The organism is Candidatus Sororendozoicomonas aggregata, assembly GCF_031528575.1.
GTDB classification, from domain to species: domain Bacteria; phylum Pseudomonadota; class Gammaproteobacteria; order Pseudomonadales; family Endozoicomonadaceae; genus Endonucleibacter; species Endonucleibacter aggregata.
The window spans coordinates 1-11,624 of the sequence record NZ_JAVLSP010000043.1 but is presented as its reverse complement, the minus strand read 5'-3'; the positions used below and the strand labels follow the sequence as shown (position 1 = coordinate 11,624).

The following is an 11,624-nucleotide window of genomic DNA, read 5'->3' as shown; positions in this document are numbered from 1 at the left end:
CGCCTGGTTAGCTAAAATAAAAAGGTACTGTGTTTTGATATCAAAAAAAACAGATATAATTTCTGAGTACAAAAAAAACAAATACTCGGCTAGTAATAAAATCGAGCAGGACGTTTTTTTAAACCCAATTAGCTGTGCAAAGCTAAGAAAAAATAATCAATATACATTCGAAATACCATCAATTTCTGAGCATTCTTTTTTAAAAAAGTCCAAACAATTAAAGATATCAAAAGACTGCATTTTACATTGGGTTAATTCTGAAAACGGCGACAAAATAAAAGAAAGTTGTGGTTTAGAGGAGCATTTGTATTCCATAGATTATTGCTCAGAAAGAAGTTTTTTCTTGAGGAAGAAAATTGATCTTTTTTCACCTTACTTTGAAGAAGAGATTAGTTTAATAGCTAGATTTATCTCATCTATAGTTTGGTTGACATCAGATGATGATGACGCTGAATTTGGCAGCGCATCATTTTATGAAATGCCACATTGTACTTTTTTTTCTGATGCAGCTTTATTTTTTGTGCCTCCGTACATACAAATAGAAAAGGGTATTTCTGGCATCGCTATAATTGAAAACATGTACCATGAAGCACTTCATCATCAAATGCACTCACATTGTTTCAATAACAAAATAAGCTATGGTAAAAACATAAACCCTTATGAAGAAACTGTCTATCTTCCGCAAAGAAAAGACAGAAAATTCACCTATTTTCAAGCAATAAATGCTCTTCACGTTTATCATAATGTGGTAAAATTTCGTGAAAAAGCTATATCTGTTTTGAATAAAATAGATATAAAAAACAGCTCAAAGCTTCCTGAAAAATATTTAAATAAATCGGTAGAAATGAAACATTTTCTTTATGAATCTCTACTAAGAGAAAAAAGAAATTTATCAAAAGAAATGATAGATATGATTAATCAATGGAGATAAGTAAAATGGATATCACATTTAAAAGCAATAATGCTCTTGTTATTGATAACGTATTATCAAGAGAAGAGTTTGATGCAATAAAGCTTTATTTGCAATTTGAAAGTTATTCTTTTGTTCACGAAAGCGAGTGGAATAAGTCATGGAGATTGTGGGACGGACACCCAGTTTCAAGTGAAACATACATAACAAAATCATCAAAAAATATAACAGTTAGCTTTAATAATAAGAATGCGGAGAACTCAGGTATCTCACTGATATCTAATAAAATTCTTGAATGGCAGGATATTATTAGGGTATGGCAAAATAATAAAAAATCATGGGATTATTTTTCAAGCACAACATATTTATACCCTCAAGGCTCAGGTCTAGGATGGCACGAAGATAACAACCAATATTTAGGTGCATACATTTATTATGCTCACCCAGAATGGAAACCTAGCTGGGGAGGAGAGCTTTGTTTGTTTGATCAATCAGGGTTTGATAATAGCGGATACTCCGAAAACATTTCAGCAATGAGTAAAAAATCTATCGAGATGTCAAAAATTAAAAACGGTGATATTGGCCCAGAGTTTGGTTGGTCTCTTAGAGAAAGAAATATATCCGAAAGCGATGGAATTGGCACATTTATATATCCAAAGCCAAACAGACTTATTTTGATAAAACCAACAACAACACATAGTATAAAAAAAGTTGAATTAAGCGCAGGAGATAATATGCGTTGCAGTATTACTGGTTTTTTCGCAAAATCTTAACAGTTCAACTACCGACTAAAACTTATGAGACCTGAGTTCGACATAAAATTCAGCATACCGGGTTGGTTAAGCGGGCTTCTTAACCGTTATGTCGAACTCAGGTCTTCAGCTATTTTTTCCCTAATAACAGTTTCACGGCTGCTTCCTGCATGCCTTCAATGGCTTCCCCTTCCAGGTAGACACCATCATTGAGTAGTCGGCAAATGCCGTGTAGCATTCCCCAGCTCACCTGAGCAAGTCGCAGGGCATCAATGGTTTGTATAAACACACCTTCTGCCTGCCAGGTGCGAATGAATGTAACGTACTGTTGAAAGACCTCACTGGACAGGGCTTTAAGGGAATCTGAGGGCTCACCGTTTTTCCAGACGGGACGCCCAAACATCAGATCGTATTGCTCACCATGGTCTTGGGCAAAGGTAATATATTGACCAGCAAACTTCCTCAACCAGGACTCCAGAGGGACGGGCGGCTGTTGAAATAAGGGGGAAAAATGCCGCTCCCATGCCTGAAAGCCCGACTCAGCAATGGCACTGACCAATGCATTTTTATTATTGAAATAGTGATAGGCTGCTGTTCGGGAAGCGCCCACCCTTTCTGCCAGCACTCTCATGGACAGTGCTTCCACCCCCGACTCACGAATCATCTGCGTTGCCTCAGCCAGCAGAGCCTGCTTCAGATGACCATGATGATAGTGTTGCCGTTTCACGTTTACCCCCCCCCCAGCTAATTAATCTTGACACTGTCAAGTCGCAAGTTTACCTTAGCCCCTATTGACATACACCAATAAAATTCAGAGCGAGGCATTTTATGGCCGACTCATTTCTAGATGTTCAGATTGATGCGGGTATCGCCACGGTATCACTTAATCGTCCTGAAAAACGCAATGCCCTTAACCTTGATTTCTGGTATTCCTTTCCTGAGATTATTCGTGATATAGACAATAACAGTCGTGCTCGTGTGATTATCCTTAAAGCACAAGGCAGTGTATTTTCTGCCGGGATGGACCTGAGCATATTTATGAATTGTGGTAACAAGCTTATTCAGGGTGAGCCAGGTCGGCGTAGCGAAAACCTTCGTCGAACGGTAAAGCAATTACAGGCAGCTATCAATGTATTAGAAGAATGTCGTATACCAGTACTGGGTGCTATTCAGGGAGGTTGTATCGGTGGTGCTTTCAATCTGGTCAGTGCCTGTGACTGCCTTTACACAACAAACGACGCTTACTTTTCTTTGAAAGAGACACAGCTGGGGATGACTGCTGACCTTGGCGCCTTGCAACGGTTACCCTATAAAATGCCGGAAGCTCTGGTTCGAGAGCTGGCCTTTACCGGGCGAAAATTTCCTGCCAGTGAAGCCCTCCAGGCAGGGCTGCTCAATGCCGTTGTGCAAGATAAGCAACAGCTGATGACACATGTGCATCAAATCGCCAAACAAATTGCCGCCAACTCGCCGCTGGCCGTTACCGGCAGTAAGGAAATGCTAAACTATGCACGCGACCACAGTGTCATCGACAGCCTGAATTATATGGCCACCTGGCAAAGCGGTATGTTCCAGCCCGGTGAAATGATGAAGGCTTTTCAGGCAAATAGTAACAATCAGCCCGCTGATTATGATGAGCTTTGGCCTGTGGAGCCACCTTTGTCTTAACTTAGCCGCAGTCTGAAAGTCGTGCTGCTACTGCGGTCGGTGAAAACAGGTATAAAAAGTCGATTTGGTTGGTTTCTTAGCGGACTATTTGCCACTGAGCATTGACTTTTTATCCTCAGCTCCTCTTGATTCTTGCTATGCGTGGACTGTTAAGGCTGCTTCTGACTTCTGCTTGCCACAGAACAATACTGCACTTGTCTCATAATAAAGGTACTTTCATGACATCTCCTACTCCCTACCCCCACCTTCTAGCCCCGTTAGACCTGGGCTTTATCACCTTGAAGAACCGGGTGCTTATGGGTTCCATGCACACAGGACTGGAAGAGCGAAAACAGGGCTTTGAACGATTAGCCGCCTTTTATGCAGAGCGCGCCAAAGGGGGAGTCGGCCTGATTGTTACAGGAGGGATTGGCCCCAATATAGAAGGCGGTGGTATGCCGGCTGCGGCTTTGCTTAACAAGCCTGAGGAAGTTGAGCAGCATAAAATGATAACAGAGGCCGTTCATCACGAGGATGGAAAAATCTGTTTGCAAATACTCCACACTGGCCGTTACGCCTACCATCCAATGGCTATTGCACCGAGTGCCCTTCAGGCACCTATTAATCCGTTCAAGCCCCGTGAACTAACACCAGAAGAAATCGATCAGCAAATTGAAGCGTTTGCCAACACCTCTGCCATGGCGAAAAAAGCGGGTTATGATGGCGTCGAAATTATGGGTTCTGAAGGTTATTTTATTAACCAGTTTATTGCTGCCCGCACGAATCACCGCCAGGATGAATGGGGCGGAAGTTATGAAAACCGCACACGCCTGCCCATAGAAGTTATTCGTCGTACCCGTGAACGGGTAGGTGATGACTTTATTCTTATTTATCGTCTTTCCATGCTTGATCTGGTTGAAGGTGGCAGCAGTTGGAACGAAATTGTCCAGCTCGGGAAAGCCATAGAAAAAGCTGGCGCCACGATTATCAATACGGGTATTGGCTGGCATGAAGCTCGAATTCCGACCATAGCCACCATGGTACCTCGCGCAGGCTTTACCTGGGTGACGGCTAAAATCCGCAAGGAGATTTCCATCCCGGTTATTACCTCCAACCGGATTAACATGCCTGAAACAGCAGAAGCGGTGCTGGCCAGAGGGGATGCAGATATGGTTTCCATGGCGCGGCCAATGCTGGCAGATGCTCAGTGGGTCAATAAAGCGGCCATGGGCAAAAGCGATGAAATCAATACCTGCATCGCTTGTAATCAGGCGTGCCTTGATCACGTTTTTCAGGGGAAAATCGCCAGTTGCCTGGTCAACCCCCGCGCCTGCCATGAAACAGAATTAAATTACCAACCTGCGACGGTACGTAAAAAGTTAGCCGTTGTTGGCGCAGGTCCCGCTGGTATGGCATTTGCCACTACCGCAGCCCACCGTGGCCACTCTGTCACTCTGTTTGATGCTGCTAACCGAATTGGTGGTCAGTTTAATATCGCTAAAACTGTCCCTGGCAAAGAAGAGTTTGAAGAAACCCTGCGGTATTTCAGACGACAAATTGATATTACTGGTGTTAATTTACAACTTAACACGCATGTCTGTGCCGATGACCTTAAAAACAGTGATTTCGACGAAGTGATTGTTGCCACTGGCATCAAGCCCAGGGCAATGGATCTTGATGGTATAGATCACCCCTGCGTTTTAACGTACCTGGATGTATTTAAAGGCACGCCCGTAGGGAAGAAAGTAGCTGTCATTGGTGCCGGTGGTATTGGTTTTGATCTGTGTGAGTTTATTACCCAACAAGGGCCTTCCTCCAGCCTTGATATCCCTGCCTTTATGAGCGAATGGGGCGTGGACATGTCCCTGGAAAACCGCGGCGGCATACTGTCTGAAAAACACACGGAAACACCAGAAAAAGACGTGTATCTCCTGCAGCGTAAAAAAACCAAGCCTGGTGCCAAACTGGGTAAAACTACCGGATGGATTCATCGCTCCTCATTGGCTAGCCGGGGTGTTCGGATGCTGGCCAGTTGTGACTACCAGAAGATTGACGATCAGGGACTCCACCTGACCGTAGCGGGTGAACCTCAACTCCTTGAAGTGGATACCATTGTCATCTGTGCCGGCCAGGAACCCCTGCGAGAATTGGCCGACAGTATTCGTGGAAAGCCTGTTCACCTGATCGGTGGTGCTGATCAGGCCGTTGAGCTGGACGCCAAGCGTGCCATAGACCAAGGGTGCCGTTTAGCCGCGACGATCTGAGTCAAAAGCCACCTGAGATCGCAGTTTTCCCATGAGATTCGCTGTTCACAAAAGATCATGAGCAGCTTCTTAGCCCGGATATTTCATAAACTCCCTAAGAGCCGCAAGGAGCAAGCAAGGCCAGGAGCATGTTTATGAAATATCCGGGTTAGGGATGAGCAAACCAGTTTTCCAGATCATCACTGCCACCAATATGCTGACCGCCAATATAAACCTGTGGCACAGAGGTGGCTCCGGTGATGGCTCTGAGGGAGGTGGGTGTTGCGTCAGATCCTAATACAATTTCTTCAAAGGCCATATGGTGATCATGCAGCATCTGTTTGGCTTTGGCACAGAATGGGCAGCCGGGTTTGGTAAACAGAGACACTGACGCCTGTGGCTTTGCTTCTGGGGCAAGGTAATGGAGCATGGTGTCGGCATCAGACACCTTGAAAGGGTCGCCGACTTCTTCAGGTTCAATAAATTGCTTTTCAATAACTCCATCTCTCACCAACATGGAGTAACGCCAGCTACGTTTGCCAAATCCCAGTGCTTTGGCATCAAACACCAGGCCCATTTGTTCAGTGAAATCGCCATTGCCATCGGGCAGCATTTTAACGTGCCTGGCGTCCTGCTCTTTGGCCTAGGAGCCTGACCGAGAATAGCGCCCGTAGCGAGGATTACGAGAAATTGAGGATAAAAATTTCTGCTTCTGAGGATAATAGTGGGGCTATTTGACGAAGAAGCAGGAATTTTTAGACTAATTTATCGCAACCGCAGTAGGGTAGTCTATTCTCGGACAGGCTCCTAGCTATTCATGACAAAGGCGTCGTTTACCGACAAGCAGTAGATATCATCAATACCCTGTTGGTTAAAAGCCCCGAACAGCTCTTCATACCGCGGTAGGTGTGCAGAGGAACATGTCGGTGTGTAGGCACCGGGCAAGCCAAAAATGATCACACTTTTGCCGGAAAAAATATCATTACTGTTCAGGTTGACCCACTTGTCATTTTTACGGGTTTTGAACGTGACCTCAGGGACAGGTTGACCTTCTTTAGAGGTGAACATAATACAGTCTCTATATTAGTTATTGAGTTTCGGTCATATGGAAAATAAGGGAGAATTTATGCCGTAAATCGTGATAACAAAGAATACAAACAGAGTCGCTTTCGTGAAAACATTCATATAAACAAGTTGACAGGTTGCGCCTTTTTACAGCAGGCGCTTTTTTGCATTCTTATAGACCGTGCTTCTGGCGCGCTCGCCTACTGCTAACACTGTCACTGTCTTGGCCTGATCATCAACACGATAGACCAAGCGAATACCCGATGATTTCAGCTTGATTTTATAGCAGTCTTTCATGTCGTGAAGACGAGATTTTGGGACGTGAGGGTTAACCAGGCGCTCTTTAAGCTTTTTTTGAAATTGCAGTTTCAGCGCCCGATCTGTTTGAGAGAACTCTTTAGCAGACTTCCCGTTAAACTGGAGGGTGTAGGTTATCGACGATGTCATCAACATCTACCTCAAATGTAGGTTCTTCCTTGCGATCCTCTACAATCTTTGCCAACTCGTAATCCTCTAAACGATCTATCAGCTCTTCATAGGCTTTAGCTGGCACAGCATAAAACACAGGCTGGTTGCGATTTAAAACAGCAACAGGACGGCCTTCCGCTTTTTCTACGACACCCATAGGGTCTTTCTTAAGCTCGGAGATACCCGTACTGATATCAGCAAGAATTGATCGTATTATAGCCATTATAACCCCTTATAAAACTTTTAAAAGTACTAATAACGGTGTCATTACTAGACTAATAGTAGTACAAGCAAATTAGTTTATACAAGTTTATTTAAGTTTATTTAAAAGGTTTCAGTAGATATCAGAAGGCGTCAGCAGGTATCTAAGATGTAGATCGTAATTCAAAGGGCGGTCAACTGGCCGCCTCTTCTGCTACAGGTAACCGATAATGTCGCTTGTTTTTCCTTCGGTGCTTTCTCAAATACTCGGCTGCCGCCTCCAGGAGCGCCGGATCATCACCAGCCTGTAATACAATTGTGTTACATCTGTCACACAGCACTCCTACCCGCCTTCCGCCTGTTTTATAATTAAGAAAATATCTCAAATCATGATATTTACAAACTCTACAAAGCGATCTGATGAAGATTGCATTCATACGTCAACAGCACATAAAATCGCAGAGCTTCCCCACTGACTAGCTTACGGTATTTTCATGCCTGTTTACCTCACTGAATCGGTCGCTCAGAGTATTGTTGATCGGGCCATGGCCATTATAGGTTATAACGTTAACGTAATGGATCAGAATGGTGTAATTATCGGGTCAGGTGATAAGCGTCGTTTACATACAGTCCATGAAGGAGCGCTAAAAGTATTAGCATCAGGGGACTCCTTCGATATATATAAAAATAAGCCAAAGGACTTTGTAATGGCAAAGCAGGGTATTAACCGTCCTATCAATTTCAGGAGAAGGGTAGTCGGTGTTGTTGGTATTTCAGGGCATCCCGATGAAGTATCGCAATTTGCGGATCTCGTCGTAATGACGGCAGACTTGATGCTTGAGAATGCTGCCATTATGTTTGAGGCACACTGGAGTTTGCGACAGCGGGAGAATATCATTTCTGAACTGATTCACGGTACAGCAGAAAACGACCCCTTATTTAGTTCTCGCTCAAGAAATCTGGGTATTAATCCTGATTTGCCCCGTATAGCCGTGTTGATTTACCTTCAGCGTCAGGAGGAGAATCCACTGTCGACAGATGAAATTGAGTATTTTCAGTATCTGTTAAGGAAAGGGGATCCTGACGATTTAGTGGCATTAACAGAACCCAACCAGTTTGTGCTGCTGCATACTGTCAATAGATGTGATAGCCGTAATCAGGATCAGCTGACAAGCTACCTTTCTTCATTAAAGTTACGGTTATCCAGTGTTAAGAATGTGAGCTACAAGGTTGCGCTGGGTCGTTATATCAAAGGCATATCAGGCGTTCGGCTCTCGTATCAAACCGCACAGGAAGCATTGCGGTTGGGCTTACAGCTACTACCTGACCAGCCTGTTTATCGTTATGTTGACTTTCAACTCGATAGCTTAATGCTGGATTTATTGCCTTCCTGGAAGGGGAAAGAAGTTCAGGAGCACATCCGGCCCCTACTGTTGTCAGATCCAAAGGGCTGTTTGCAGAAAACGTTGCGGGTGTATATTAATGCGCAGGCAAACCCTGGCGTGACAGCAAAAAAGCTGCATATCCATCGAAATACGCTGTCCTATCGCCTTGATAAAATACAGTCATTAACAGAACGCAATCCCAGGGATTTTAGTGATTTACTGCTATTACACTTTGCGCTGAGAATGCATGAGTTACAAGGGCTGTAATTTACACACTACTTTCCTGTATTGTGCTCGTGCTCAAAAAAACAAGACGAACATGCGCTAATATTCGTTCGGTTTGACGGTAACATCCATAAAAAAAAACTAGATAATAGCTGCCTCAAAACAGGTTTAAAATATTTGGTTGGATTAAATAAAAAATGGTTGAAATTACCACTCTAGGTGCATTGAGCGGCTTAGCTATATCCATTGGCCTTATTCTAAAACGTGTTCCACTTGCTTACGGTATGATGATTGGTGCTTTATTAGGGGCGCTGATTGGTCTTGCCAGTTTAGGCGACAGTATTCTCCTTATGATTGAAGGTGTTAAGGGAATTAGTCCTTCGATTCTTCGAATTTTAGCAGCAGGTGTTCTGGCTGGAGTACTTATTGAGTCTGGCGGTGCAGGTGTTATAGCGGAAAAAATTGTCGACGCCGTGGGTGAAGCTCGTGCAATTGTTGCATTGATTCTTGCCACTGCACTGCTAACCGCTGCGGGCGTATTTATCGATGTTGCTGTTATTACCGTGGCACCTATTGCCATGGCTATTGCCCGCCGTGTAAATATCTCCGTTTTATCCGCGCTGGTGGCAATGATTGGCGGTGGTAAGGCAGGCAATCTTGTTTCACCCAATCCAAATACTATTGCAGCGTCTGACGCATTTAATCTGCCATTGACAAATGTCATGATGGCCAACCTCGTACCTGCATTGATTGGTTTGGTTGTGACGTATTTTATTGCCAAAGCCCTGGTGAACAAAGGCACGATGCTCGATGGTGTCGATCAGGAAACAGCACAGGAAGACAGGCGTCTTCCTGGCTTGCTGGCCGCGTTAACAGCACCTGTGGTGGCGATTGGTATGCTGGCTTTGCGCCCAATGGCTGGAATCTCCATAGACCCAATGATTGCCTTGCCCCTTGGTGGGGTTGCAGGCGCTCTGGCCATGGGGCGGTTGGGCGATATGAATCGTTTTGCCGTGGCGGGATTACAGCGTATGACGGGTGTGGCTGTTATGTTGATTGGTACGGGGACTCTGGCAGGGATTATCGCAAATTCTGGACTCAGTGATTCACTGGTATCTTTGTTAAAAGCTTCTGGCCTGCCTGCGTACCTGCTGGCGCCCCTGAGTGGCATGAGCATGTCCCTGGCGACAGCGTCAACAACGGCTGGTACAGCTGTTGCCTCTAATGTTTTTGGCCCCATTATTTTGCAGCTGGGCATTCCTTCATTGGGTGCAGCGGCTATGATGCATGCCAGTGCTACAGTTTTAGATCATATGCCTCATGGCAGTTTCTTTCATGCAACTGGCGGCAGTGTCGGTATGAAAATTCGAGAGCGTTTAAGGGCTGTGCCTTATGAGACGCTGATTGGGTTCAGTATGACAGTGACAGCGACACTGATCTACGGTGTATTTCAGGTCGCATAGGTTTTTTCATGAAAATTATTATTGCACCGGACTCCTTCAAAGAAAGCCTGACAGCATTGAATGTGGCAAACGCCATTGAAACAGGGTTTCGCAAGGTGCTGCCTGAGGCGGAGTATATCAAAATTCCCATGGCTGATGGTGGTGAAGGCACTATGCGGACACTGGTAGATGCTACGGGAGGTAAAGTTATTGACCAGGCTGTCACAGGCCCCCTTGGTAACTGCTGTATCGCCAGCTTCGGACTGTTGGGCGACGGTGAGACGGCCGTGATTGAAATGGCCAAAGCGTCTGGCATTGAGCTGATTGGCCCTGAAGAAAGAAATCCACTTTATACGACCACACTGGGCACAGGTCAGCTGATTCGTGGTGCCCTGGCTATGGGGGTTAAACGGATAATCGTAGGCATTGGCGGTAGCGCTACTAATGATGGTGGTGCTGGTATGATGCAGGCCCTTGGCGTTCGTTTTCTCAATGCCGCGGGTACAGAGTTGCCCGTTGGTGGAGGAGCGCTCGAAGACCTTGCGGATATTGATACCCGCTTAATAGACCCTCGCTTGTCCCAGGTTGAGTTTATAGCAGCTTGTGATGTGGACAACCCCCTTACGGGCAGCAATGGTGCATCTGTCGTGTTTGGTCCACAAAAAGGTGCTGATAGTGCCATGATAAAGCAACTGGATGCTGCACTGGACAATTACGCAACTGTGTTGAAGCGAGTGATGGGGCAGGATGTTTCGCAAGTACCAGGTGCTGGCGCTGCCGGTGGTATGGGCGCTGCGTTACTGGCCTTTATGAAGGCATCCATAAAGCCCGGCATTGATATTGTGATGGATGTCGTTGACATGAAAGCCCAGTGTGAGGGGGCTGACCTTGTAATCACTGGTGAAGGGCGAATTGATGGGCAAACCGCCAACGGTAAAACACCCGTTGGTGTTGCCAAAGAAGCCAAGAAGGCCGGCCTGCCTGTGATTGCGATTTGTGGCAGTGTTGGTGAGGGCGTGGAAGCTGTCTACGAGCAAGGTATTGATGCGCTGTTTCCTATTGTCCACAGTGCCGTGAGCTTGAAGGAAGCTTTTTCTTCCTGCCGGAAAAATCTCGAACGTGAAGCGAGAAATCTGGCTACTGTTTGCAAGATGCAGATACTGACCGGTTGAGCGTAACCTTAGAATCAGTCTTAAAAGTCATGCTCCTACTGCGGCTACGATAAATGGGTCTAAAAAGCCGCTTTTGTTCGTCAAATAGTCCCGCTATTCTCCTCACAAAAGCGA

13 protein-coding genes are annotated in these 11,624 nt (G+C 45.4%); 7 read left to right on the top strand and 6 right to left on the bottom strand.

Annotation, left to right across the window (positions count from 1 at the left end; all coding sequences use genetic code 11):
* Positions 1-34: 34 nt before the first annotated feature.
* Both V4C51_RS09730 and V4C51_RS09725 read left to right on the top strand, forming a co-directional pair.
* On the top strand, positions 35-931 hold the full coding sequence (locus V4C51_RS09730; RefSeq protein ID WP_330925964.1) for a hypothetical protein: 897 nt from the start codon (positions 35-37) through the stop codon (positions 929-931).
* A gap of 5 nt (positions 932-936) precedes the next feature.
* Positions 937-1,683 (top strand): 2OG-Fe(II) oxygenase, encoded by a 747-nt coding sequence (locus V4C51_RS09725; RefSeq protein WP_330925963.1) that lies wholly within the window; start codon positions 937-939, stop codon positions 1,681-1,683.
* Positions 1,684-1,792: 109 nt separating this feature from the next.
* On the opposite strand, the gene V4C51_RS09720 is transcribed toward V4C51_RS09725, so the two are convergent.
* Positions 1,793-2,389: a TetR/AcrR family transcriptional regulator gene (locus V4C51_RS09720; RefSeq protein WP_330925962.1), complete on the bottom strand. Its 597-nt coding sequence runs from the start codon at positions 2,387-2,389 to the stop codon at positions 1,793-1,795.
* Between the two features lie 101 nt (positions 2,390-2,490).
* Here V4C51_RS09720 and V4C51_RS09715 point away from each other — a divergent pair, with 101 nt between their 5' ends.
* Both V4C51_RS09715 and V4C51_RS09710 read left to right on the top strand, forming a co-directional pair.
* On the top strand, positions 2,491-3,330 hold the full coding sequence (locus V4C51_RS09715) for an enoyl-CoA hydratase-related protein (protein WP_330925961.1): 840 nt from the start codon (positions 2,491-2,493) through the stop codon (positions 3,328-3,330).
* A gap of 218 nt (positions 3,331-3,548) precedes the next feature.
* On the top strand, positions 3,549-5,573 hold the full coding sequence (locus V4C51_RS09710; RefSeq protein ID WP_330925960.1) for an NADPH-dependent 2,4-dienoyl-CoA reductase: 2,025 nt from the start codon (positions 3,549-3,551) through the stop codon (positions 5,571-5,573).
* A 148-nt stretch (positions 5,574-5,721) separates the two neighbouring features.
* Here the strand turns inward: V4C51_RS09710 and V4C51_RS09705 are convergent, their stop codons facing one another.
* The 5 genes from V4C51_RS09705 to V4C51_RS17960 form a co-directional block, all read right to left on the bottom strand.
* Positions 5,722-6,165, bottom strand: coding sequence for a glutaredoxin domain-containing protein (locus V4C51_RS09705; RefSeq protein ID WP_330925959.1), 444 nt, complete (start codon positions 6,163-6,165; stop codon positions 5,722-5,724).
* A 194-nt stretch (positions 6,166-6,359) separates the two neighbouring features.
* Positions 6,360-6,620 carry a redoxin family protein gene (locus tag V4C51_RS09700; RefSeq protein ID WP_330925958.1) on the bottom strand — a complete coding sequence of 87 codons (261 nt, stop codon included), beginning with the start codon at positions 6,618-6,620 and terminating at the stop codon, positions 6,360-6,362.
* Between the two features lie 144 nt (positions 6,621-6,764).
* Positions 6,765-7,064: a type II toxin-antitoxin system RelE family toxin gene (locus V4C51_RS09695; protein WP_330925957.1), complete on the bottom strand. Its 300-nt coding sequence runs from the start codon at positions 7,062-7,064 to the stop codon at positions 6,765-6,767.
* Positions 7,030-7,308: a type II toxin-antitoxin system Phd/YefM family antitoxin gene (locus V4C51_RS09690; RefSeq protein ID WP_420797648.1), complete on the bottom strand. Its 279-nt coding sequence runs from the start codon at positions 7,306-7,308 to the stop codon at positions 7,030-7,032. The genes V4C51_RS09695 and V4C51_RS09690 overlap by 35 nt, the downstream gene beginning before the upstream one ends.
* Before the next feature lie 172 nt (positions 7,309-7,480).
* The gene (locus tag V4C51_RS17960; protein ID WP_420797647.1) at positions 7,481-7,723 is read right to left on the bottom strand and encodes an endonuclease domain-containing protein; all 243 of its coding nucleotides are present in this window, start codon (positions 7,721-7,723) and stop codon (positions 7,481-7,483) included.
* A gap of 57 nt (positions 7,724-7,780) precedes the next feature.
* On the opposite strand from V4C51_RS17960, the gene V4C51_RS09685 reads away from it, so the two are divergent.
* The 3 genes from V4C51_RS09685 to V4C51_RS09675 all read left to right on the top strand — a co-directional run bounded on the left by V4C51_RS09685 (position 7,781) and on the right by V4C51_RS09675 (position 11,510).
* Entirely contained in the window at positions 7,781-8,938 is a 1,158-nt protein-coding gene (locus V4C51_RS09685) for a CdaR family transcriptional regulator (RefSeq protein ID WP_330925956.1), read from the top strand.
* 155 nt (positions 8,939-9,093) lie between these two features.
* Entirely contained in the window at positions 9,094-10,359 is a 1,266-nt protein-coding gene (locus V4C51_RS09680; RefSeq protein ID WP_330925955.1) for a GntP family permease, read from the top strand.
* An 8-nt stretch (positions 10,360-10,367) separates the two neighbouring features.
* On the top strand, positions 10,368-11,510 hold the full coding sequence (locus tag V4C51_RS09675; RefSeq protein WP_330925954.1) for a glycerate kinase: 1,143 nt from the start codon (positions 10,368-10,370) through the stop codon (positions 11,508-11,510).
* The last annotated feature ends 114 nt before the right edge of the window (positions 11,511-11,624 follow it).

Bases quoted from the DNA above. Each gene is read 5' to 3' on its own strand.
- V4C51_RS09710 (WP_330925960.1), top strand. From the start codon at position 3,549: ATGACATCTCCTACTCCCTACCCCCACCTTCTAGCCCCGTTAGACCTG.
- V4C51_RS17960 (WP_420797647.1), bottom strand. From the start codon at position 7,723: ATGAATGCAATCTTCATCAGATCGCTTTGTAGAGTTTGTAAATATCAT.
- V4C51_RS09695 (WP_330925957.1), bottom strand. From the start codon at position 7,064: ATGACATCGTCGATAACCTACACCCTCCAGTTTAACGGGAAGTCTGCT.
- V4C51_RS09700 (WP_330925958.1), bottom strand. From the start codon at position 6,620: ATGTTCACCTCTAAAGAAGGTCAACCTGTCCCTGAGGTCACGTTCAAA.
- V4C51_RS09705 (WP_330925959.1), bottom strand. From the start codon at position 6,165: ATGCTGCCCGATGGCAATGGCGATTTCACTGAACAAATGGGCCTGGTG.
- V4C51_RS09675 (WP_330925954.1), top strand. From the start codon at position 10,368: ATGAAAATTATTATTGCACCGGACTCCTTCAAAGAAAGCCTGACAGCA.
- V4C51_RS09715 (WP_330925961.1), top strand. From the start codon at position 2,491: ATGGCCGACTCATTTCTAGATGTTCAGATTGATGCGGGTATCGCCACG.
- V4C51_RS09680 (WP_330925955.1), top strand. From the start codon at position 9,094: ATGGTTGAAATTACCACTCTAGGTGCATTGAGCGGCTTAGCTATATCC.
- V4C51_RS09690 (WP_420797648.1), bottom strand. From the start codon at position 7,308: ATGGCTATAATACGATCAATTCTTGCTGATATCAGTACGGGTATCTCC.
- V4C51_RS09685 (WP_330925956.1), top strand. From the start codon at position 7,781: ATGCCTGTTTACCTCACTGAATCGGTCGCTCAGAGTATTGTTGATCGG.
- V4C51_RS09725 (WP_330925963.1), top strand. From the start codon at position 937: ATGGATATCACATTTAAAAGCAATAATGCTCTTGTTATTGATAACGTA.